Below are 22,036 nucleotides of genomic sequence, written 5' to 3' on the forward strand. Positions count from 1 at the left end.
TGCCGTCTCCGCCGCTTCCGTCCACTTCCGCTGTGACGGCCCACGGCCCCGCGGTCCTGGGGTCGCTCAACCCGTGTGTGCCACCGCGTAGTCCGCGTCCGAGGACGCCGCGTCGTCAGGCGTCGCTTCGGGCCGCGACGCCGTACTGCGCCAGAGCCGGCGGCAGGCCGAGACCGTCGCCACCAGCAGCAGCCCGTCGCGGATGAGCAGTACGACTATGCCCGGCAGATCGCTCCGCACGACCTGGCCGAAGCCGACGGGGAATTCGAGCACCGTGAAGAAGCACGCGGCCAGAATGAGCAGCACAGGCCGGCGCTGGACTGTGGAGCGGCTGGTCAGGCAGAGCGCGCCGAGGCCGAGCAGCCAGATCAGGTACTGCGGGCTGATCACCCGGCTGGTGGTGACGAACACCAGCACCGCGGCGAACGCCGCGTCGTAGAGCGCGATGTCGCTGAACGTGCGGGCCCGTACCCGCCACCAGACCAGCCAGCAGAAGGCCAGCACCGCGCCGGCCAGTGCGATCCGGGCCGCGGTGGGCACGTACGGGCCGAGGAACTCGAACGACCCGTAGTGCAGCCGGGAGGTGCCGTGCCACAGGCCGAGCCAGCGCAGGACATGGAACGGCAGGGCGCCCAGCGACTCGATCTCGACGCCGCGCTGACGCTGCTCGGTGAGGAACGTGAACGGTCCCCGGGTGAATGCCAGGAACGCGGCGCTGACTCCGACGGTGGTGACCAGCGCCGCCCCCCAGGAGCGACGGGTCGTACGGCCCGGCCGCACACCGGCGAGCACGAGTACCGGCCAGACCTTGACCAGCGCGCCGATGGCGGCCAGCGCGCCTGCCACCCGGGGGTGCCGTGCGGCGGCCAGCAGGGCGGCGACCGCGAGCGCGGTGACCATCACGTCGTAGCGGGCCAGGGCCAGCGGGCCGAGCACGGCGACCCCGGCGACCCACAGCCAGGCGCCGGCCAGGTCCCGGCCGCGGGCCCGCCCGGCCCTCAGCAGCATCGCCAGGACCGTCGCGTCGGCGGCGCAGGCGAGCAGGTAGAAGGCGTGCGAGTAAGTAAGGAACGGCAGCAGTGCCGGGGCGAGGAAGGCCGCCGCCGCAGCGGGCGGGTACTGCCAGGTGACATCGTGGACCGGAAAGCTACCGGTCACCAGCCGTTCGTACCAGCCGTGGTAGATGACGACCACGTCGGGGCGGACGTCGTCACCGGGGAAGCGCAGAGTGCCGAAGAGCGTCAGCAGCAGTACGGCTCGCGTCACCGCCCAGGCCAGCACCGGCATCCACGTCCTTGAGCGACCCGCGGTCACCGTTCCACGCCACCACACCGCCACGTTTTCAGGACCTCTCCGTCAACCGCCTTACACGGGTCACACTGCCGGTGGCGACCCGCATGAAGGTGACAACACGATGAACTTAGTACGTTATCTTGTCGAGCCGCCCTGTGAATGGCTGCAAGCGAACGACCACGCCGCCACCCGTCACAGCACGGCCCGCGCGTCCCCGGAACCGTCGAGCACACCGACACCGCCACCCGGCGCCAGGTCTTCGCACTGGATATCGACCACTCCCCCGGACCACGTGCCCGGGCCCTGACGGGTTCAGGACCGCGGCCGCCGGCTGGTTGCCGACCAACGGCCCCAGGGGCGCGGTGAGTTGCGGGCTGCCCGGCCGCGCCGAAGCCAAGCGGGGCCAAGTCCAGCGGCATGGTGAAATTGGCCCACGGCCACATGGACCAAGCCAGTTGCTCCCACGTCTGCGCTATTCGGGGATGCTGCAGGGGTCAATGCCGGTCAAGTCGCGGCTCACGCCCCACAGTTCCGCCGCGACGGCGGTATCGGCAAGATGCGGCCACACCGGATCGAGCCGGGGCCTGCCGCGCAGGCTGAACACGCGAGGTCCCCACAATTGGCCGCCGTGCACGGTCGGGTCGAGCACGGCTCGCACCGCAGGCCAGGCGCCGGCGTGTTTGCCCTGGAGGAGGACGCCGGCAGGCGCCCCGCGCAACCAGGTGCCGAAGGACCGTACCTGCACGGGCGGACGCGAAGGGGTAAGAGAGTCCAGGGCTCCGCCGGGATGGGCCACTACGCTCTTCACCGTGCTGCCGGTGGCGCGCAGGCGGCGGTCGAGTTCGAGCCCGAAGTACATCTGCGCCAGCTTGGACCGTCCGTACGTCCGCTTGGGCCGGTAGTCCTGCCGCGACTGCAGGTCGCCCAGGTCCAGCCGCTCGGACTTCGCCGCGAAGCTGCCCATGGTCACGACGCGGGCCGCAGGCGCGGCTGACAGAAGCGGCATCAGCCACCCGGTCAGGGCGAAATGCCCAAGGTGGTTCGTGCCGAACATGACCTCGTGACCGTCTCGGGTCTCCCGGCGCGGCGGGTCGTCGAGCGCGATCCCGGCGTTGTGGACCACCGCGTCGAGGTGTGCGGACCCCAGTGCGTCCGCGGCCTTGCGCAGCGACGAGAGGTCGGCGAGGTCCAGCCGCAGAGTACGCACCCGAGCACCGGGGACGCGGTCGCGGATCGCGGCCTGGGCGGCTTTGGCCTTCTCCTGCCTCCGGCTGCCGAGCACGACGGTGGCGCCGGTCGCGGACAACTGCTCCGCGATGAAGTACCCGATCCCGGCGTTGCCACCAGTGACCAGGAAGAGCCGGTCATCGGCACGTGGCAGCCGGTGGACGTCCCAGAGCGAGGTCGAAGGCACGGACGACGACATGGCGACAGCCCCTTTGCGATTGAACGATCAGAAGGCGGACGCTCACAGGGAGCGCGTTCCGCCCACGATCCGGGCAACCACCGACACATCGCCTGCAGATCACCGACAGCCCCGTCAGCCGGCCGGCACTCTGCCGCGTGGGCGCGCGATCGGGCTCCCAGTGGCCCGCCACGGAGAGCTTCAGGGGCAAGCGGTACACCGGCCCCGTCCGAGTGCATCCGGCGGGAACGGGTGCTGAGCCCACGCAGGCCAACCTCGACACCCCGGCGGGCCGCCCCTGACACTCACAGGCCAACTCGGCCGCTCGGTCTCACACGACATCATGCGGGAACCGCATCGTGCGACCCGCACGTCTTGCCGGGGGATGCGTTGAAGGCGTAGCGGAGCCCGAGGGCGAGGTGTGCGGACATGGACTCCATCCGACCGGGAAGCGGCCCAGTGCCGGCCTCGGCGCTGAACGGGGTGCCTGTGCCACCTACCTCTGGCACCGGCGGCACGGCACATTTCCGGGACTGGCCCTCACTGCGCAGGCTCCTCGGCCGCCTGCCCGGCGGCGTGTTGTTCCTTCTGTCACCGGTTCTGCTGCTGCTCGCTCCCGTGGTCGGGCTGTACCGCCTCGCCCGCAGCGCCCGCCGCGTCGCCTGGCGTCTGTTCCTGCGCGGCGCAGGCTCCGCCACCGTGCACGATCCGGGCGTGGCACGCGTCAAGAGGCTCCGGACGTGTGCGGCGATCGCGGCGTCTGTCGCGGATGTCGTGGCCTTCGGCTCCGTGCAGGACATACGCGAGTCGCTCTCGGATCGCTGGGGCGCGCTCCTTTCCACGCCGTGGCTGCTCGTCGTCGGCGCCCCGGTCGTCTTCATGGTCCTCGTCTGGTGTGCGTCGCCCAGCCGCCGGCCGGCGATGTGGGCCGCCACGCGTGCTTCATTGCGTCAACTCGGCCTGTTCGTAGGAACGTTGCTGTTCATTGTCGTACTGGTCGTCGGCTGGAGCGTGTCCGACCCCTCCCGGCTCGGCGGCTCTGTGGGTACGTGGCTGTCCATGGCGTTCCTGGTGGGAGTCGTGTGGGCGGTGTTCATGTTCCTGTTCGCCTCGGCCGCTGTCGCGCGAACCGGCTTCGGTGCGGCCGCGGTTCACCCTGCGGCCCCGCCTGTGCTGGCCATTTTCCTGGTCTGGGCGTTCGCGGCCACCGCGAAACTGCCCAGCGGACCGACGCCGATCGCCTATGCGCTGCTCGTCGGCGGTCCGGCCACGGTGACGGCGATCGCATGCTGGGAGATCCACCGGCTGCGCACCCGGTTCGGCGTGAGGCTGAGAGGTGGCTGAAGCCTCGCCCGAGCGGAACGGCGCCAGAAGCGAGGACAGCACCCATATCCGTGCCGGCGCAGGATGTGGGGTACCACCAGGATCATGGCCCCGCTGGCGCAGCAGTGGTGATGTCGCAGAGGTCCTCGATGCACGCGGGCTGCCGACCCAGGCATCCTCGCAGCCAGGGCCTATGGTTCTCCACGATTTCGACGGAATTCACCCGGGGACGTTCCGTAGCGTGCTTTGAAGGCCCGGCTGAAGGTGGCTGCATCGGAGAATCCTGCGCGGAGCGCGATCTGGGCGATAGTACGGTCGGCCATGCGGGAGTCCAAGAGGTTGGCCCGGCACCGCTGGAGCCGTTGCTCGCGGATGAATTCGCCGACTGTCCTGCCGTCCTCCCGAAACAGGTAGTGCAGGCTGCGCAACGAGACGTGGTGTGCTGCGGCGACGGCCGCCGGCGTGAGTTCGGGCTCGCCGAGCCGGGACCTGATGAAGGACTTGATCTGGTGCAGCAGCGCCGTCTTCCGCGCCGCGCTGGTCTGCGGGCCGTCAGCCTCGCACAGGCCGGCGAGGAAGGCGGTGGTCAGGTCGACCACCACGGACGTCAGCCGAGCGGCCTGACCCGCTGCCAAATGTGGCCCCTGCTCGATGAGCCCGCCGAGCATCCCGCTCAACAGGGCGCCGACGCCCGTTCTGGCCGGCATCGCAGTAGCCACCAGCCGACGCAGTGCCTGCTCCGGAACGGGCACCATGTGCCGAGGCAGCTGCAGCATGACGGCTTGGGCCACATCGTCGGTGGCGACTGATGCCCAGAACGGCTGGGAGGTGTCGTAGAGCACCATGTCACCCGGACGCAGATCGACATGACTGCGGCCCTGCTCCCTCTGTATGGCCCCCCTGAGGTCCAGGGCCAGTACCCACAGTTCGGGATCGGAACGCTGGATGAGACGGCGCGAACGAATCGACTGCATCGCGGGAAACGTCAGGCTGGAGATACCGATTCGGTCATCCAGCGGCAATATCGTCGCTGAGGCCGGAAAGTCCTGGACGTGTTCGGTGACGATGTCGTACGGCGCAATGTCGCGGGCCACCAGCTCACGAAACCAGCTGAATCGCTCGGATGCCTGTCGGTGAACTTCGAAAAGGGGACCACTCTCCGACTTTGAATGTTGACCCCCTCCAGTGGTCTGACTCGTTGAGTCAGGCCGGGAGGAAGGGTGATCGACGTGGAGGACTGGGCGGAGATCCGCCGGTTGCACCGGGCCGAGCAGATGCCGATCCGGGCGATCGCGAGGCATCTGGGAATCTCGCGGAACACGGTGCGGCGGGCCCTGAAGAGCGAGGCAGCGCCGAAGTATCAGCGGGAGCCGAAGGGCTCGATCGTCGATGCGGTCGAGCCGCAGATCCGCGAGCTGCTGCAGCGGTTCCCGGAGATGCCCGCGACGGTGATTGCCGAACGGATCGGCTGGAGTCGCTCCTATGCGGTGGTCCGGCGGCGGGTGCGGGAACTGCGGCCGGTCTATCAGGCGGCGGACCCGGTCTCGCGGACCGGCTATGAGCCGGGCGAGCTGGCCCAGTGCGACTTGTGGTTCCCGCCGGCAGAGATCCCACTCGGGTTCGGGCAGACCGGCAGCCCGCCGGTGCTGGTGATGGTGGCCGGCTACTCGCGCTGGATCACGGCCAGGATGCTGCCGACGAAGACCGCGGCCGACCTGATTGCCGGGCACTGGCGGCTGTTGACCGGGCTCGGGGCGGTGCCCAAGGCGCTCGTCTGGGACAACGAAGCCGCCGTGGGTTCCTGGCGGGGCGGACGGCCCCAACTCACCGAAGACTTCGCAGCGTTCGCCGGACTGCTGGGCATCCGCATCATCCAGTGCAGGCCGGGCGACCCGGAGGCCAAGGGCCTGGTCGAGCGGGCCAACGGCTATCTGGAAACCAGCTTCCTGCCCGGCCGCATCTTCGCCTCGCCGACCGACTTCAACATCCAGCTCGCCGACTGGCTGACCAAGGCCAACCGGCGCATCCACCGCACCCTGCAGGCCCGCCCGGCCGACCGGGTCGAGACGGACAAGGCCAGGATGCTGTCGCTGCCGCCGGTCGATCCACCGGGCTGGTGGCGAACATCGCTCCGACTGCCACGCGACCACTACGTCCGCATCGACACCAACGACTACTCCATCCATCCCCTGGCGATCGGCCGCCGCATCGAGGTGAAGGCCGACCTGGACCAGGTCCTGGCCTTCTGCGAGGGCACCGAAGTCGCCCGGCATGCCCGCTGCTGGGCCCGCCACCAGTCCCTCACCGACCCCTCCCACGCGGCCGCCGCGAAGGCCGGCCGCGAACGGGCCCGGCAGCAGCCGGTCGCAGCCGACCAGCTCGACGTCGAACAGCGACCGCTCGACACCTACGACCGGATCTTCGGCGTCATCGACGGCGGCCTGAGCACGGGCGAGGGAGTCGCCTGATGGCCACCAGCAAGCAGACCTCGAAAGCCCGCGACGTCTCCTCCGAACTGGCCTATCTCACCAAGGCGTTGAAGGCCCCAGCATTGCGGGACGCAGCCGTGCGGCTGGCCGATCGGGCCCGGGATGAGGGCTGGAGTCATGAGGAGTATCTGGCCGCCTGCCTGCAGCGGGAGGTCGCCGCCCGCGACAGTCACGGCGCCGAGGGACGCATCCGGGCGGCCCGTTTCCCCTCCCGCAAGTCGCTGGAGGACTTCGACTTCGATCACCAGCGGTCCGTGAAACGCGAGGTCATCGCCCATCTCGGGACGCTGGACTTCGTCGTCGGGAAGGAGAACGTGATCTTTCTGGGGCCGCCCGGCACCGGCAAGACCCACCTCGCCACCGGGCTCGGGATCCGGGCCTGCCAGGCTGGCCACCGGGTCGCCTTCGCCACCGCCGCCCAGTGGGTCGCCCGCCTCGCCGACGCCCATCAAGCCGGCCGCCTGAGCGACGAACTCACCCGGCTCGGGCGGATCCCCCTGATCGTGGTCGACGAGGTCGGATACATCCCCTTCGAACCCGAGGCCGCGAACCTGTTCTTCCAGTTCATCTCCGGCCGCTACGAACGCGCCTCCGTGATCGTGACCAGCAACAAGCCCTTCGGACGCTGGGGCGAGGTATTCGGCGACGACACGGTTGCCGCCGCGATGATCGACCGCCTCGTCCACCACGCAGAGGTCATCTCGTTGAAGGGCGACAGCTACCGCATGCGCGGCCGCGACCTCGGACGGGTTCCCGCGGCCAACACCGGGGAATGACCAACATCAACTGACGCAGCGGGGGTCCATCTTCGGAGTCGAGCACCGGGTCAGCTTTCGAAGACCGCCGACACGGATGCCGGCCAGTCCCGGCTGGAAACAGTCATCACCCTCGAGTCACACCCCCGTGTGGACAGCCGCCGCAGCGCCCGGAAGCAAGGCCGATTCTGCCGCACCTGTATGGTCTTGCAGCGTAGACGGCCTGGGAAGCAGGTTATGCGTCAGCAACGGCCGTTGCCCTCGCGAGGCCAACGGCATTCAACGCACACCCCACCCAGCAGCCCACCGGCCTCAACGACCAACCGGACACCCATTCCGCACACGGACGAGGGGCGGTATGTCGACGTACGGTCGATGAGCCGTCCGCGCTCGGCAGCCGGGACTGCTACCGCTGAACTTCGACGTCTTGCCTGATCAGATGCTGCTCGCGGTGATTTTGGCGAGCTGAAGGTCCATCAGGAGCGGTCTTCACGAAGCCGCCCCTCGATCGTTTGCAGCCGACGTTGGCAGTGACAGCGGCGGGGCAGCCTCCCTACGTGACCACGAGCCTGCAACCGAGACCTCGGACAACGAACTCGAGAACCTCCCCCGGCCGCGTCGGCCACCGATTCGGCATGACGGTCGCGCCTGCGAGCCGAAGCTGGTCCTGGTGCGAGGACCGCCCGGGTGCCCGATCGGGGATCGGTTCGAGGTCACGGCAGAGGTGCGGGTACTGCCGGCGAACCGGCGCGGGAACGCGTCCACGGTCCAACGGCAATCGGTGGCCCGCGCCCGGGCGACGGCGGCACGCTTCCCTGCCGCGGCCCGGGAGGAGCACCGGTGCAGACCGTACCGGTGCCGGATCCGGTGCCGTTCCGGAACTCCCCTGCCGAGATCGATGACCTGCCCGCCTACCAGGAACGCGTTGCCGGACCGAGGCGGTGGCGATGTGTTCGATGTCGGCAGGTCGCTCCGCAGCAGCGTGCGGGGCAGCCTGTGGGACGGGCCTCGAGACGTGGACGCACCGTGCCCACGCCGGTGCTCGAGCACCAGCGGCAACCCCACCGGTGAAGTGCCCGGCCCGTCGACGCCCAGCAGCGCGTAGCCTCTCGTACCAGCCGATGCCGGCTACGCCCCAAAAGGCATGGCCGGCATCGGTGAGTCGGCAGCGATCGCCTCACGCCGGGTGAATGGCGGGGCCCGCCGACGCGTCAGAGGATTTCGATCTCGATGACCTGCGGCGGGCGGTTCGGGACTTTGATCCAGATACGCCCGCCTTCAGCAGGCACACGCAGACTCCAGCCCGCCGGGTCACGGGCTCGGCCGAGCCTGCGGCCCTGCGAGTCTGAGCGCTCCGAGCCTGTGAGGCGCCCCGTCCCAGCCACAAGGCCATCGCGGCACTTCAGGACGCTGGGATACGAAAACGGGCCATGCCCGGGGCAGAGACGGGCTGCCTGGAACGCCGGAACGGGACAATCCCGGGCCGCACCCAAGCGGAGAGCACCTCCACCACAGGCCCGGCCCGGATCCCCGGCCGCACGGCGGAGGGAGGACGGCGACGAACGCAAGTGGTCTCTCAGGTGATCCGACCCTCCTCGAGACCGGGCACGCACGGCCCGAGGCTCGGCCGCCCGCTGCGGAGGATCACTCCGCTCGTCGGTGCGGACACGACAGCAACCACCACAGGATGCGGTGAAAGGCGAGGAGCAGGCCGAGACGCTCCGGCCGCCGGCCCGGTCCCCACAGGTCGACATGGCGTTCGATCCAGTAGCGTTCGACACTCTTGCGAGCACGCTCTCGGGCGTCCACCGCGTCAGGCCGCTGCCTCCCGGGCAGGTAGCGGCCGAAGGCCGGGGAGTCGGCTCAGCCCGGGCTCGGCGCCGGACGGCGTGCTGTCCGGTGGATCACCGGGGGGAAGATGACCGCACCACAGCACGATCTGCGCAACCCGACCGATGCGAACGACCAGCTTGTGGCAGCCGTGATCGCCAAGGACTCACACGCGGTGAACGCATGTCTCCAGGACGGCGCCGATCCGAACGCCTGAGCCCCGGCCTCCCGTTGCTCTGCGCCGCCGTGCGCGGGTTCGGCCACGAGACCGCCGACGCCCTGACGGACAGCGGCGCCGACTCGTGCGTCGTGCTGCCGGACGGTGCAACACCGCTCCTGCGGGCGGTCGACCTCGGCTCCCCGGCACTGGTCGGCGCCGCGCTCGGCAAGAACCCCCCGGCTGCGGATCGCTGAGGCCGAACGAAAACGGCTGCTCGACCTCGCTCGGGACTGGTACGGGACGGGGGATGCCGAGTAACTGCACCGCCGCACAGAGGCCTTGCGCCACCCGCCCCGCTCACGAAAGCCTGCTCGGCCTGCTCCGGGACCCGGCCCCCGACGTCCGGCGCCGTGCCGCCGAATCCCTCTCCGGCTCCCACGACCGGACGGCTGCCGTCACGGAATCAATGCACTCTGCCAGGCGGCCTGATCACACCCGAAGCCGACACCTGGGCGTCGCGGTTCCTGTACCGAGAGCCACCAGGTGCGTATGCGGAGTGGAGGAAGGACACGATGTGATCGTTGACCTCAGGGGCGCGTTCCTGTTGGGTCCAGTGGCCGCAGCCGGGCAGCTTGATGATGTCCCGCAGACCGGGCACCAGGGCACGCATGGGGTCCAGGGAGCTGAACCGGTAGGCGGAGTCGAGCTCGCCCGTGATGTACAGCGTGGGCTGGTGGACCTGAAGTGTGCCGACCTCGGGCAGGTCCGACCAGTCGAAGTCGAAGGTGCGGTAGCGGCGGATCGCGCCGGCGAATCCCGTGCGCCTGAACTCGTCTGCGTAGTAGTCGAGTTCGGTGTCGCCGAGCCATGGGAACCAGTGGGCCGGGGCCCCTGGGTCGGGGAGCGGGGTGAGGTAGCCGGAGGGCTCCGGCGTGTCGAGCAGCCAGCGCGGAACCAGATCGGCGGGCGCCTGGCCGGACAGCGCGTACATGGTCATGCGCAGTGTGCGGGCGGCATCGGCGTCCAACTCGGTCTCTGCGACGCCGGGTTGCTGGAAGTACAGCACGACGTTGAACTTGCCCGGGTTGTTCTTGCGGATCAGCTGGGTGATGGGCAGCGGGGGACGAGCCGGATACGGCACCCCCAGCGCGACCATCGCCGGAAATCGTCGAGGCATCAGCTGCGCCGCCGCCCACGCGATCGTGGCACCCTGATCGTGGCCGACGAGGGCGGCGGAGTCGATGCCCAACGCGTCGTGCAGGCCGGCCAGGTCGGCCAGGTTGTTGCGCAGGCTGTAGCTACGGGCGTCCGCAGGGGCATCCGTACGGCCGTAGCCCCGCAGGTCGGGAGCGATGGCCCGGAATCCGGCCGCGGCAAGAGCCGGCAGCTGATGCCGCCAGGAGTACCAGAGTTCGGGAAAGCCGTGCAGGAGAAGGACAGCCGGTCCCTGACCCGCCTCCGCCACATGCATGTGTATGCCGTTCGTCCGTACGACCCGGTGGCGGATCGCCGGGCCGCCCTCCACGGAGCCCTCGGGCCGCCGCTCCGGCCCTCGGCCCGCCGGCGCGGCAGCCCCGACCGTACCCACGGCCGCTGTACCCAGCGCTGCGGCCAGCAATGACCTCCTGCCCACGCGCGACGCCCTCCTGCTCAGCTCGGGCATGATCGTTCGCCCCCTGTCCGATGAATGTGCACCACCTCGTGGCGGTGACAGCGGCCAGCATGCGCCGCGGCGATCACCGGACACATCCGCTGTGGAGAGGCTGTGCGACTACCCCGCCAGGAGTACGGCCCTCCGCTGCCCCTCCCGCGCCAACGGCGCCCACCTGTGCAAACACCACATCGCGATCCGCTGCAACAGGACGCCCGAAAGCTCTCCGGCCGGACTCCGTCCGCTCCTTTGCCGTGCAGGTCGCCCCGAGCAGACGGTCCAAATCCGACACCGCCTGCTCCGAGAGGAACGCTGGGCTCTGGCGACACATGGCCCGAGTCGGAAGGGACGTGCGGACCTTTGGGCACGGCAGAACACTGGCAGTCGCAGCCCGGCGAGCTGGGCCATCGGAGCGGTCCGCTCCCTGGTCGATGTCGCCGCCGCTGCCCATCAGGGACACGAAGACCGCCGGTCTGTTCCGCTGCGAAGCGAGATCGGTATGGACGTCTACGCGCAGCGCCTCGGCCCCGTGCGCCTGGGCACCACTACCGTCGACGTCGCGTACATCGACGGCCCCATCCGGATTGCGAAAACCTGTCAAGTTGCTTGTCCGACCGTCGAGTTGCCGCCACCGGGTGGCCCAGTCACGGTCCGACGGTCAGACCCGCACCAGGAAGCGGGGTGGGATCCGGGGGAAGGAGGCGAGGCACCTCCGGGCCGTGCCCAACTGTCGCCTCTTCCACGGCGCTGTGAGCGGCGCTTCGTGCTGTTCGCTGTGTGGACATTGATTGACGCGCCGGTCCGTGCGCGGCTACGTTCTGGCCCATGCAGCGGCGGAAGATCCTCACGACTCGCGGTCACATCGACCACATGCGGGTGTGTTCTGCCGCGTGTCGCCCCTGTTGAGAGCCGTTTAGCCTCCAGCGGCACCTGTCCGCGCCCGACAGCCTCACGGGCTGTGCGCGGCAGCACCTTCCTGTAGCACCTTCCTGTAAGTCACCATCTCGCACTGCGCATGCCCGGTCGGGTGTGCGCCTTCCTCGCATGCCCGTGACCGTGCCGACCGGTTCGGCTTCGGGCTGCCAGAAACGGACACCTGATGCGTCACAACTCCATACCCGCGCGGGTCCTGATCGCGGCTGCCGCCACTGCCGTCACCGGCCTGCTGCCCCTGGCCGGCACCGCATCCGCAGCCCCGGACGGCAAGCCGCTGCCGCCACTGACCGTCCTTGCCGACAGGGGCACAGCAAGCCACGGGGACATCTTCGTCTCGCCGAACTCGGCGAACAGCGCCTACTCCAACGGCGTGGAGATCCTGAGCGGCAACGGTAGGCACGTCGTGTGGTCTCACAAGGTGCCGGCCGGGCAGCAGGCGACGGACTTCCGCGCCCAGACCTACCGGGGCAGGCCGGTTCTGACCTGGTGGCAGGGCACCGGGCTCGGCTCCCTCGCGAGCGGGGTGAACTACGTCTATGACAACCGGTATCAGAAGGTCGCCGAGGTCCGTGCCGGGAACGGGTACACCGCCGACGGGCACGAGTTCCTGATCACGGGTCGCGGCACCGCGCTGATCCTGGCGTACAAGCAGGAGACGGCCGATCTGACGGGCATCGGAGGATCGGCGCACCAGGCGGTCATCGACGGCGTGGTACAGGAGATAGACATCCGTACGGGCCGGGTCCTGTTCCAGTGGAAGGCGGCCGATCACGTGCCGTACGCGCAGAGTGAGCAGCCGCTGCCGTCGTCGCCGGACAAGCCGTGGGACTGGTTCCACATCAACGCGGTGAAGCCCGACACCGATGGTGACCTGCTCATCGATGCCCGCAACACGTGGACCACGTACAAGGTCGACCGGCACGACGGCACCGTGCTGTGGCAGCTCGGCGGCAAGGCCGGCACGTTCAAGGAGCAGGCCGCGCCCGGCCAGTACCTGAACACGGCCGGGACGATCTTCTCCTGGCAGCACGATCCCGAACCGCTCGGCGGCGGCCTGTACAGCTGGTTCGACAACGAGTCCGCGGGGGTCGCGAACACGGGGGCCGGGACGGTGGAGGAGCTTCCGTTCAGCCGGGTGGTCACCGTCCGCGTGGACGAGAAGACGCGTACGGCGACGCTGGTGAAGTCCGTGAATCAGCCGGACGGCCTCAGCGCGTCCTCGCAGGGCAACGCGCAGCCGCTGCGCCGGGGAGGAGTGTTCGTCGGATGGGGGTCGCTTCCGTACGTCTCCGAGTTCAACGCCTCCGGGAAGGTCGTGTTCAAGGCCCAGTTCCCCACGGGCGTGAACACCTACCGTGCGTACCGCTTCCCCTGGAAGCAGGCCGGTCTCGAGAGGGCGCAGCAGCCTGCCTAAGGGCCTCCGAACGTCGGCCGGTGGGGACCTCGTCTACGACGGCAGCACCCAGGGGGCAGCATTCGCCCAGCTGGGTGTGGAGTGGGCGTAGCCCCGGGCGGGATGAGCAGCGGGGGTGATCACGGTGCTATCGACCCGCCCGAGCGCAGACGACGGCATTCGCTCTCCAGGAACCACTCGCCGCAATGCACCCGGGCGGGGGAAAACGCGGCAGCCGGCCGCACAGTGGTTCTGCCGCCTGGGACGCGGCTCAACTGGCCTGGCCGGGCCGGGCACTCCGGCCGGCCACTGCGTGACGGCGAAGGCCACAGCATCGTCTGCGGCAGAACAGGGCGGCGTCGGTCGTTCAGTCCAGCGGCGTGCCCGGCCGGGTAGCCGGCGCCGCCGCGGTCCACGGGATCGCGGTGCGCCGGTCTTCTCGCGCCCAACCGCACTGCATACGATGGGAGACGCGACGGCGGAGCCGACCTGGTGGAGGGCCGCGGGGCGACGGCAATAGGTACTACTCGCCCATGGACGGGTGAGTACGCCCACCGACGTCCTGGACGCCCAGGTCCGATGGCCCGAGCAAATGGTCCAGGGCGAAGTACCGGAGCTGCATGATTGCCACGGGACGTGGTGGAAGGCGTCTCTGGCAACGCCCGGGAAACCAGAAGTTCGGGTTCCTCGATCCGGGGCGAACAGCCCTCCCGGCGGGGAAGCAGGCAGCTCGGGCGGGCCTTCTTCCTGTCCGCGTTCGCTGCCCTGGCCGGCCCCGCCTCCCGCGCCTACTACGACATCGGCACATCGTGCGGCCCGGCGGCCCCGGACGCGTGTCTCACAGGGCGGCCGGAAAGACGCTTCCGCCGGGCAGTTGAGGCTGCTGACGAACCGTGCGGGCGACAGGCCAGGGAGCGGAGGGCAAGACCCGCGCCAGCTCGTGGCGTACACGGTCGGCTTCACCACGAGCCTGGGCCGGCACATCTCCACGTTCGGCGACAAGACGGTTGAATATCGGGGTTTCATGGAACACGCTGGGAGCTGCCTTCTGAGGTGGGCGCGACGGCATTCGCCGAGCTGCGAACCGATCATGTGACGGATCGAGTATCCAGTACCGCGAGCGAGGATATCGACCTGGGATGCGCTTGTGCCCTCACCGGCGGCGCAGTCACTGGAACGCACCTGCGAGCGGGCTCGGTCATCTCCCTCGACCAGACGAACCTACTGGTCTTCGCCCGTCATGCCGGGGTGCTTTCCAGCAGCCACCGCAACGGGAGGGCCTCAAGCGCCATCGGGCCGGACCGGGCCAGTGCGGGCAGGCGGGGAGCCGGCCCTATCCGGCGGCCGGCACGAGCCCGTGATCACTCGCCCCGCGGCTGCCGCCGCCCGAAGTCTGGGGCCACGCCCGCATGAGCGCGAGCCCTGGTGCAGGGAAATGCCGTGAGGAGCCACGTTACGCCGGGCGGTGCCCCGCAGCCTGTCGGCCCCCGCCACGAGGCGGGGGCCGACAGGAAACAGTGGCGGGAACCTCACAGGCCTCCGACGCCGGTGCCCTCGTTGCCGCTGGCGTTGAGACCGCCGACACCGACGGTGCCACTGGCGTCGAGACCACCGACGCCCACACCGACGTCGCTGCCGCCGGGGCCGACGCCACCGACACCGTCGCCGTCACCGCCTCGTACCTGCTGGGTGACGGCCGCAAGGGCCGGGGACTGGTCGGGCACGGCGCTGGCGATACCGGCGCCCAGGAATCCGGTGAGGGCAGTAGCGGCCAGTACCGTGGCCATCGAGCGGAACATGATCGGCTCCTTTCGGTTCCCCCCTCCTGTCCCGCTCATCCTCACCGCGGCCGGACAGTTCTGCCGGTCGGCGCAGGCCAACAGGATGACGTCACGCGGTGTCAGTTCCAGCCCCAGGCTTCTCAGTCACCCGGGAAGACCCGACAGCCGCACGTCGGCCATGGGGCAGCTGAAGGCGGCCGACCCCGGCCCGGCCACCGCGATCCTCTCCCCCGGGCACGCAGCGCATCACCACCCCACCCGGCCCCGACCAGCCCCTGACCCGCCGGACGGGAAAAGCACCGGGACGACACTGCCCTGCTTCATCCACCCGGCGTACAGCCGGTAACGGCGCCCGGCCTCACCATCCCCCCGCCGCCAACAGCCAGACCAGGGCCAGACGGGTGTCCACGCCGAGCGCAACACGATCCAGCAGGCAGAGCCTGCAGTGCATCTCGGCGTAGGCGTCACGGTACTGGCGGCCACCGCGGCAAGCGCGGCCAGCAACTGACTCGCCGGGCCCACCGGCACCGGACGGGACGCACCCACCATCTGCGGATGTGCCGGGCCGTCCAGCGCGGGGCGCAGACGAACGGTGCGCGGATGGGGCCGGTTCCGCCCGGCGCCGGCCCCTGATCCGCGGCGGGACGGTGTCTGAAGTCCGGCCGCTCGGCTTCCGCCGGCTGGACCGTTCCGTGATCCGCAACGGTGCGCCCCAAGCCGGGCAGGTCACGGACCGGTGGCGGCGAGCAACAGCGTCGGTCTAGAGCTGGGTGGCACCGCCGTCGACGAACAGTTCCGCGCCGGTGGTGAAAGAGCTCTGGTCCCCGGCCAGGTAGAGGGCTGTGGCGGCGACCTCGTCGGGACGGCCGGCTCGGCCGAGCGGGGTCGGCGCAGCGGACTCGGTCGCCGCGGAGGCCTGATCGCCTTGCGGGAATGCGGCCCGCAACTCGTCGCCGCCGGGGGTTGCCACAGGGCCGGGGGTGAGGGCGTTGACGCGGATGCCGCGACCGGCGAGTTCGGCGGCCCAGGTGCGGGCGAGGCTGCGGATCGCGGCCTTGGTGGCGGCGTACACGCCCAGTCCCGGAACGCCGCGCAGGGCCGCACTGGAGGAGAGCAGGATCACCGAGGCACCGGCCGACAGTAGCGGGAGCGCCTTTTGGACGGTGAAGACCGTGCCCTTGAGGTTGATGGAGGTGGTGCGGTCGAACGCCTCCTCGGTGATCGCGCCGAGAGGAGCGAAGTCGCCGACGCCGGCATTGGCCACGACGACGTCGAGATGACCGCTGCGCTCGCTGATCTCGCCGAAGAGCCGGTCGAGGTCGTCGAGTTTCGATACGTCACTTTGGATACCGATGGCACCGTTGCCGACCTGCTCGACGGCGGCCTCCAGCTCGGCCCTGCGGCGGCCGGTGAGGTACACGGTCGCTCCCTCGAGGGCGAACCGCCGGGCGACGGCCAGGCCGATGCCGGTGGAGGCCCCGGTCACGAGGGCGGTTTTGTTGTCCAGCTGTCCCATGAGTCACTCCGGATTCTTGATGTAACCATTGCTGTTACATTTCAGGGTGCAGAAAGCGCCTCGTCCCGGCCGGGCCGACGGTCGGGGCTAGGCGGCTTTCAGTACGTCGCGCAGTACGTCCTCGAGCGTGGTTCTTGACAGCTCCTTGCGGAGGGTCGTTTCGATCCCGTCGTAGACGGCGCCCATCACCGCCCCGATGCCGTGACCCACGACGCACTCGGGGTCGGGAGTGGCGGGATGCAGGGCGAAGATCGGCCCCGGTCCCACCGCCTCGTAGACATCGAGCAGGGTGATCGCCGACAGGTCCCGCGACAGCGTCCAACCGGCGCCCGCACCCCTTCGCGAGTCGGCCAAGCCGGCCTTGCGCAGTTGAGCCAGCAAGCGGCGGATCACCACGGGATTGGTGTTGACGCTTGTCGCGATCTGCTCGGACGTGGCGACCTCGTGGCCGCGGCGCTGATACAGCCCGATCCAGGTCAGGGCGTGTGCGGCGACGGTCAATCTACTGTTGGCACTCATCGCTCACCACCTCCGACCATGTTGTAACTGTAATCGTTACGACTACTTGCGGCAAGTACCCCGGCGAGATCGATGCCTGCCGTGGCAGCCCGTTGCGGGACTGTGCGATATCGAGGGGCGGCCGAGGGGCGGCATCGTTACTCCCCGTGCACCAGCCGCTCCAGCACCGCCCGTGCCCGTGCGTCGGACCGTGCGCGGACCGCCACCGCGAGGGCAAGTTCGCGTACCCACTCGTCGAGCGCCACCGGGCGCCGCGAGAGCACCACGCCGCGGACCTCCTTGCACACCTCGCCCTTGGGACGCCCGCCGGCCAGGTCGAGCACGAGGCGCTGCTCACCGAGGAAGACCTCGACCCGCTCGACGCGGCCGTCCCGCCCCGCGAGCCGGTCGGCCAAGCCCCGTTTGCGCTGGGCGGTGACGGAACCCGGTGGCAGCGCCTCCGTGAGAGTCCCGGTGAGTACCTGGGCGTAGACCTCCAGATCGGCGGCGTCCCTGCGCAGCGCGGCCGTCAGCAGGTCGATGGAGTCCGTTTCCCCGTTGGACTCGAACGGAACAGGGTCGTGTGGCGAGGTCATCGCGGCGCCTCTCGTGGTGTCCGGTTGATCCAAGTCCGCTGCCGGGCGCTCAGCCGTCCAGGCTGAGCACCATGGTCGGGCGCTCGATGACGTGGTCGTCGCGCAGCGGCCGCACCGCCGTTCCGATGGCGAAGAACTCGGTGGTGTGGCCGCCCCACCGGTGGTTGTGCGCGTTGAGCTGCACGCCGACGATGCCCTCGGCCCGCAGTTCCTCGGCCTCGTGCTGCATCCGCGCCATGGCCAGCTCCCGCGCGTCGTACAGCGCCTGCGTGAACTGCTCGATCTCCACGTTCTTGCCGATGTTGGAGAACATCTGCCCCATCTTCTGGTGCGCGATGTGGTACACGCACGTGCCCATCACCATGCCCAGCGGGGCGTAGCCGGCGCGGATGAGCGTCCAGAAGTCCTGGCCGTTGAGGTCCGAGGTGAACGGCTGCCCCTTGAGGTTGCGCCAACTGCCGCCGTTACCGCCCGGCGCCGGGTGGTCGGCCTTGACGGCGGTGCCGATCGCGATGAACTCCGCGATGTCGCTGCCGAATTCACGGGCCTCCACGCTCAGCCGTACGCCCACGATGCCGTCCGCCCCCAGTTGGGCCGCCTCCGCCTCCATGCGGGTCATGGCCAGCTCACGGGCGTGGTACATCGCCTGGCTGAGCGTCGTCAGTTCCTGGTTCTTGCCCCAGCGGCCCAGCTGGATGCCCACGTGGTAGATCGAGCTGCCCAGTACGAGGCCGATGGGCCTGAATCCGGCCTCGCGCACCAGGAGGAACTCGTTGACCGACAGGTCACTGGTGAAGATCGAACCCGGTCGGCCAGGCTGCAGTTCGGCCAGCCGCCGCATCGCGTCGGCCGGCACGCCCTGGGCGGACATGCCGTCAGGAGTGCCATCGGCGGGGTTGAAGACGGTCATGTGCGGGTTCCCCTCATCGCATGTCGGTGGCGGTGCGGCGCGTGGTCCGCCGGCGGCGTTCCGGGTCGAGCGGCATCACGGTGAGTGTGCGGGGCGGCTGCTCGCGAGCCGTGGTGAAGCGGGCGACGGTGGTGCCCAGGAGCGTCGCCTCGGCCACATGGTCCTTCTGGTCGTTGTTGCCACTGCGTATGCAGGGTTCGTCCCAGATGCGCAGGCGGCCCGAGGAGAGGATCACACCGTCGCCGCCCCGCCGCCCGCTCTGCGCACGCAGATGCGCGCGGGCGTCGGCGCGCACCGCCTGCACGAGTTCGCTCCAGCCGGTGACCTCGACGTTGCTCCACGAGCGCGCCTGTGCGCGGGTGGTGTAGTCGTCGTGGCGTACACCGACGGACATCCCGTACAGCAGCTCCACGGGGACCCATCCCGCGCTCACCAGCTTCGCGAACCCCTGGCCGTCGAGGTGGCAGGTGAACGGCTGCGGCGCGCGTACGGTTCCGGCCGCGCGCACCGCGGTCCCGATCACCTTGAACTCCAGGCAGTTGGGCTGTGCCACGAAGGGGGCCACCGTCAGCTGCGCCGCGACGACTCCGTCTCCGCCGAGGACCGAGCACTCCGCGGTCATCCGCTCAAGAGCCGAACGACGGGCCTGGTCGAGAACCTGGACGAGCCCGGCGGAGGGGGCGCCCTGTCCGGAGAGGGCCAGGGGCGCGGCACCACCGCCGAAGGTGTACCGTGCGCCCGCGTAAAGACAGTCGTGATAACCCCAGTACCGGCCGCTGCGACCCACGTGGTAGACGGCCGATCCCATGACCTGACCCACCGGTTCGAACCCCACGGCGCGCAGCGCGGTGAACTCACCGGTGGACAGAGCCGAGGACCACGTCCCGCTGCTCCGCACCTCCGCAATGCGGGCGGCTGCCACCGGGGGCAGCCCAGCCCCCGTCCATTCCCCGCTCATGGACACCAACTCCCCACGTCGCGCCCCGCCCTGCCCTCCCCGCGGGCATGGCTGCTCGAGTCTACGCCCGGCCGTCCGGGGCACTCGAGGAAGGTACGGATGACGCACCGGGGCCACGGTGACGCGGACGAAAGCGCTGGGCGGCCGAACAGCCACGACGCATCAGAAGGCCGGCAGTCGGGTGCTACGACGCGACGTACCTGCCGTACCGGCTTGGTCTGCGCACCTTCTCGACGGACGAGACGCCCACGCCCTCGAGCCAGCGGCCCCTTCCGCCTGCCGGCGCAGGTCGGTAGAGCCGATGGCCGCCCGGTTGGGCGAGGGCGGCAACCGAAGGCGCCTCATCCTCCTGGCCAAGAAGAACGGCAGGCCGTCCGCGTCGCAGACCGCAAGGGGATCACCTCGGCTGATCCAGGACACCGGACATCCGTGCGGCACCCCTGGCTGGCCGACGACGTGCCCCCCGGGTGTCAGGACACGTCAGACCGCACCGTCACGACCTGTCTGGTCGGCCCGATGTCCGGCACCGGGCGGAACCGTTCCGCCCGGCAGGCCCTCGCTGGTGACGAAGTAGAAGACGGGGAGGAGGACGAACACGGCGATCGCCAGCAACGGTGCGACGAACGCCCCAAGAAGCCCGGCCATGGTGTACGCGAGGGCACCGGCCCAGGAACGAAGCCGCCCATGCCGCACGTATGCGTCCTCCACGTCGGGGTCCAGTAGCTCGGGCCGGCGGGTCATCTGTTCGTAGAAGGCCACCCAGCTCAGGCACATCGCCGCGGCGATGCCGGCGTACAGCGCGACGGCCACTCGTGCGTCCGTACCCATCGGATCGGCCTGCAGCGCGTCCGCCACCACCGCGGTCGGAAAGGAAAGCAAACCCGTGGTGAGGAGCAGAAACAGGTTGGCGGCATGCAGCCCGCGATCCATGGTCCTGATGCGGACGAACGCCTGGTGATGGTTGAGCCAGATCACCGCAACGTAGCCAAAGGACGCCACGTAGCCGAGGTAGGCAGGCCATTGAGCCAGCAAAGCCCGGCCAAGGCCGCCCGGTCTGTGCGGAGGATCGGCGAGATTGAGGACGAGAAGAGTGACGGCGATGGCGAAGACACCGTCGCTGAATGCCTCGGCCCGTGTGGTCTCGGAACGTGAGAACTTGCGGGGGCGGGTGCGGGACAAGCAGGCTCCTGAAGTACTGGCTCAATGTCGTTCACAAGTATCCGTGTGCTGTCTGCTTCACAGCGTCCACCGAGCAAGGCGTTGTGCGCTCTTGGACACCAAGAAGGCGCGGATGGGCAAGGCAGCCTCATGCCATGGTCTCGGACGGTGTCGTTGTAGGCGTTCCCACCCTCCTGGGAACCGGGTCGGCCAAGTCCCATAGGGCGGTCGCCTGTTGGTCCCGCGTGCCGAACCCCCTCCGTTGACCGTCGTATGGCTCACCGCGGGCTTTCCACCTGGGGTCAGCGGCGTCTCACTGGGGAATCCGGAGCGGGCCCGGTGGTTCGCCGCACGGCGGGACGTACGGCTGTGCCTGCTGGTGCCCGATCTTCCCGACGGCGTGACGCGAACCGGGTCGGACACCTCCGGTCTGGAGCTGTTCCCGTATGCCGCCAAGCCGTGGCTGCCCCACGCGATGGTGCGCACTCCACGTCGGGCCGCGCTCGCACAGATCGACGCCATGCTGAGAACATTGCTCCGGACCTGGTGATCGTCACCGACCCCGGACGGTTCTTCATGTTCGGCGCGTGGGGGCGGCCCGGGCACGCATGCACGCGGCGGCACGGTGTGCCGTATGTGGCGCAGTATCAGAGCGACTACTTCAACTTCGCCCGTAGCCACCCCTTCTGGCGCCACCTGCGCACCCCGGTGTCCGGTCCGTCATGCGGTACGTGTACCGCCACTTCGACGCAGCTCTGTGCGCCACCCCGCACGCCGCGGCGGCCCGTCGCTGAACTCGCCCAGGCACCGCGCCACGACGGCCGCGGCAAACGCCTTCTCCACCTGGGCCGCCTTGCCCGCGAGAAGCGTCTGGACCTGATCATCAAGGCCTTCCACCGGCTGCGCGACCTGCCCGGAAACGAAGGCCTCTCCCTCTTCATCGCCGGGGACGGCCCCCTTGACGTCACCGACCAGATGACGGCACTGGCCGCGGTCTCACCCCGGATCCATCTCCTCGGCTTCGTCCGCGGCGCCCTCCCGCCTCCTGCCACACGTTCTGCACCGGATCCCCCTATGAGACCCTCGGCCGCACCGTCGTCGAGGCGATGGCCTCCGACATCCCCGTGGTCGTCCCCGCCGGCGGAGACATCACCGACAATCTCACCCACGGCTTCCGACGTCGACCGGCGGCACAGCGGCCTCGGTCCAGGTGTGGCCATGTGGCCATCGATGGCCTTCACGGTCAGCCCCATCAGCAGAGAGCGGATGCCGGCCGTCAGCACGGCGATGCCTGTGCAGGGGGACCAGGTCGGCGAGGGCGGCAATGAGCAGAAGCCCGCTGTGGCGACACCTCCATCAACCTCGTTCGGCAGGCGAAACACAG

18 protein-coding genes and 2 pseudogenes are annotated in these 22,036 nt (G+C 69.6%); 9 read left to right on the forward strand and 11 right to left on the reverse strand.

The genetic code is table 11. The features are described 5' to 3' along the window. Positions 1-66: 66 nt before the first annotated feature. Complete coding sequence (locus GQF42_RS03230; RefSeq protein ID WP_158917429.1) at positions 67-1,287, reverse strand: glycosyltransferase 87 family protein; 1,221 nt, start codon at positions 1,285-1,287, stop codon at positions 67-69. 478 nt (positions 1,288-1,765) lie between these two features. Continuing rightward, positions 1,766-2,719 (reverse strand): SDR family NAD(P)-dependent oxidoreductase, encoded by a 954-nt coding sequence (locus tag GQF42_RS03235; RefSeq protein WP_158917431.1) that lies wholly within the window; start codon positions 2,717-2,719, stop codon positions 1,766-1,768. Positions 2,720-3,187: 468 nt separating this feature from the next. Between GQF42_RS03235 and GQF42_RS03240 the strand changes: the two genes are divergently transcribed. Then, a complete protein-coding gene (locus GQF42_RS03240) occupies positions 3,188-4,042 on the forward strand; it encodes a hypothetical protein (RefSeq protein WP_158917433.1) in 855 nt (284 codons plus the stop codon). 170 nt (positions 4,043-4,212) lie between these two features. Here the strand turns inward: GQF42_RS03240 and GQF42_RS03245 are convergent, their stop codons facing one another. Continuing rightward, positions 4,213-5,115 (reverse strand): helix-turn-helix domain-containing protein, encoded by a 903-nt coding sequence (locus tag GQF42_RS03245; RefSeq protein WP_158917435.1) that lies wholly within the window; start codon positions 5,113-5,115, stop codon positions 4,213-4,215. 126 nt (positions 5,116-5,241) lie between these two features. On the opposite strand from GQF42_RS03245, the gene istA reads away from it, so the two are divergent. The 4 genes from istA to GQF42_RS03260 all read left to right on the forward strand — a co-directional run bounded on the left by istA (position 5,242) and on the right by GQF42_RS03260 (position 9,509). Continuing rightward, positions 5,242-6,489, forward strand: coding sequence for an IS21 family transposase (gene istA, locus GQF42_RS03250; protein WP_199272553.1), 1,248 nt, complete (start codon positions 5,242-5,244; stop codon positions 6,487-6,489). After that, positions 6,489-7,286, forward strand: a complete 798-nt coding sequence (istB, locus tag GQF42_RS03255; protein WP_158917305.1) for an IS21-like element helper ATPase IstB — start codon at positions 6,489-6,491, stop codon at positions 7,284-7,286. Before istA ends, istB begins: the two co-directional genes overlap by 1 nt. A gap of 1,897 nt (positions 7,287-9,183) precedes the next feature. After that, positions 9,184-9,312 (forward strand): hypothetical protein, encoded by a 129-nt coding sequence (locus GQF42_RS46845; protein WP_267906119.1) that lies wholly within the window; start codon positions 9,184-9,186, stop codon positions 9,310-9,312. Between the two features lie 29 nt (positions 9,313-9,341). Next, entirely contained in the window at positions 9,342-9,509 is a 168-nt protein-coding gene (locus tag GQF42_RS03260; protein WP_158917437.1) for a hypothetical protein, read from the forward strand. A gap of 209 nt (positions 9,510-9,718) precedes the next feature. On the opposite strand, the gene GQF42_RS03265 is transcribed toward GQF42_RS03260, so the two are convergent. After that, complete coding sequence (locus GQF42_RS03265; RefSeq protein ID WP_199272554.1) at positions 9,719-10,888, reverse strand: alpha/beta fold hydrolase; 1,170 nt, start codon at positions 10,886-10,888, stop codon at positions 9,719-9,721. 1,117 nt (positions 10,889-12,005) lie between these two features. Here GQF42_RS03265 and GQF42_RS03270 point away from each other — a divergent pair. Then, positions 12,006-13,256, forward strand: a complete 1,251-nt coding sequence (locus tag GQF42_RS03270) for an arylsulfotransferase family protein (RefSeq protein ID WP_158917439.1) — start codon at positions 12,006-12,008, stop codon at positions 13,254-13,256. A 630-nt stretch (positions 13,257-13,886) separates the two neighbouring features. Next, positions 13,887-14,030 (forward strand): annotated as a pseudogene (locus GQF42_RS03275) (transposase); the annotation flags it as partial. A gap of 734 nt (positions 14,031-14,764) precedes the next feature. On the opposite strand, the gene GQF42_RS03285 reads toward GQF42_RS03275, so the two are convergent. The 7 genes from GQF42_RS03285 to GQF42_RS03315 all read right to left on the reverse strand — a co-directional run bounded on the left by GQF42_RS03285 (position 14,765) and on the right by GQF42_RS03315 (position 20,673). Then, the gene (locus GQF42_RS03285; protein ID WP_158917443.1) at positions 14,765-15,034 is read right to left on the reverse strand and encodes a hypothetical protein; all 270 of its coding nucleotides are present in this window, start codon (positions 15,032-15,034) and stop codon (positions 14,765-14,767) included. Positions 15,035-15,776: 742 nt separating this feature from the next. Further along, a complete protein-coding gene (locus GQF42_RS03290; protein ID WP_158917445.1) occupies positions 15,777-16,532 on the reverse strand; it encodes an SDR family NAD(P)-dependent oxidoreductase in 756 nt (251 codons plus the stop codon). 87 nt (positions 16,533-16,619) lie between these two features. Beyond that, a complete protein-coding gene (locus GQF42_RS03295) occupies positions 16,620-17,051 on the reverse strand; it encodes an Rrf2 family transcriptional regulator (RefSeq protein WP_158917447.1) in 432 nt (143 codons plus the stop codon). A 137-nt stretch (positions 17,052-17,188) separates the two neighbouring features. Beyond that, positions 17,189-17,626: a hypothetical protein gene (locus GQF42_RS03300; protein ID WP_158917449.1), complete on the reverse strand. Its 438-nt coding sequence runs from the start codon at positions 17,624-17,626 to the stop codon at positions 17,189-17,191. A 49-nt stretch (positions 17,627-17,675) separates the two neighbouring features. Further along, complete coding sequence (locus GQF42_RS03305; RefSeq protein ID WP_233273205.1) at positions 17,676-18,536, reverse strand: heavy metal-binding domain-containing protein; 861 nt, start codon at positions 18,534-18,536, stop codon at positions 17,676-17,678. A gap of 13 nt (positions 18,537-18,549) precedes the next feature. After that, on the reverse strand, positions 18,550-19,494 hold the full coding sequence (locus GQF42_RS03310; protein ID WP_158917451.1) for a heavy metal-binding domain-containing protein: 945 nt from the start codon (positions 19,492-19,494) through the stop codon (positions 18,550-18,552). 480 nt (positions 19,495-19,974) lie between these two features. Next, positions 19,975-20,673 carry a TMEM175 family protein gene (locus tag GQF42_RS03315; protein ID WP_158917453.1) on the reverse strand — a complete coding sequence of 233 codons (699 nt, stop codon included), beginning with the start codon at positions 20,671-20,673 and terminating at the stop codon, positions 19,975-19,977. A gap of 241 nt (positions 20,674-20,914) precedes the next feature. Here GQF42_RS03315 and GQF42_RS03320 point away from each other — a divergent pair, with 241 nt between their 5' ends. Both GQF42_RS03320 and GQF42_RS47585 read left to right on the forward strand, forming a co-directional pair. Continuing rightward, a complete protein-coding gene (locus GQF42_RS03320) occupies positions 20,915-21,202 on the forward strand; it encodes a hypothetical protein (RefSeq protein WP_158917455.1) in 288 nt (95 codons plus the stop codon). Positions 21,203-21,228: 26 nt separating this feature from the next. Next, positions 21,229-21,666 (forward strand): annotated as a pseudogene (locus GQF42_RS47585) (glycosyltransferase); the annotation flags it as partial. Positions 21,667-22,036 lie beyond the last annotated feature (370 nt).

Origin of the sequence: Streptomyces broussonetiae (genome assembly GCF_009796285.1) — a bacterium.
Taxonomy (GTDB): Bacteria; Actinomycetota; Actinomycetes; order Streptomycetales; family Streptomycetaceae; genus Streptomyces; species Streptomyces broussonetiae.

Coding starts and splice junctions, on each gene's coding strand:
- GQF42_RS03230 (WP_158917429.1), bottom strand. CDS start 1,287: ATGCCGGTGCTGGCCTGGGCGGTGACGCGAGCCGTACTGCTGCTGACG.
- GQF42_RS03235 (WP_158917431.1), bottom strand. CDS start 2,719: ATGTCGTCGTCCGTGCCTTCGACCTCGCTCTGGGACGTCCACCGGCTG.
- istB (WP_158917305.1), top strand. CDS start 6,489: ATGGCCACCAGCAAGCAGACCTCGAAAGCCCGCGACGTCTCCTCCGAA.
- GQF42_RS46845 (WP_267906119.1), top strand. CDS start 9,184: ATGACCGCACCACAGCACGATCTGCGCAACCCGACCGATGCGAACGAC.
- GQF42_RS03270 (WP_158917439.1), top strand. CDS start 12,006: ATGCGTCACAACTCCATACCCGCGCGGGTCCTGATCGCGGCTGCCGCC.
- GQF42_RS03285 (WP_158917443.1), bottom strand. CDS start 15,034: ATGTTCCGCTCGATGGCCACGGTACTGGCCGCTACTGCCCTCACCGGA.
- GQF42_RS03290 (WP_158917445.1), bottom strand. CDS start 16,532: ATGGGACAGCTGGACAACAAAACCGCCCTCGTGACCGGGGCCTCCACC.
- GQF42_RS03295 (WP_158917447.1), bottom strand. CDS start 17,051: ATGAGTGCCAACAGTAGATTGACCGTCGCCGCACACGCCCTGACCTGG.
- GQF42_RS03300 (WP_158917449.1), bottom strand. CDS start 17,626: ATGACCTCGCCACACGACCCTGTTCCGTTCGAGTCCAACGGGGAAACG.
- GQF42_RS03305 (WP_233273205.1), bottom strand. CDS start 18,536: ATGACCGTCTTCAACCCCGCCGATGGCACTCCTGACGGCATGTCCGCC.
- GQF42_RS03310 (WP_158917451.1), bottom strand. CDS start 19,494: ATGAGCGGGGAATGGACGGGGGCTGGGCTGCCCCCGGTGGCAGCCGCC.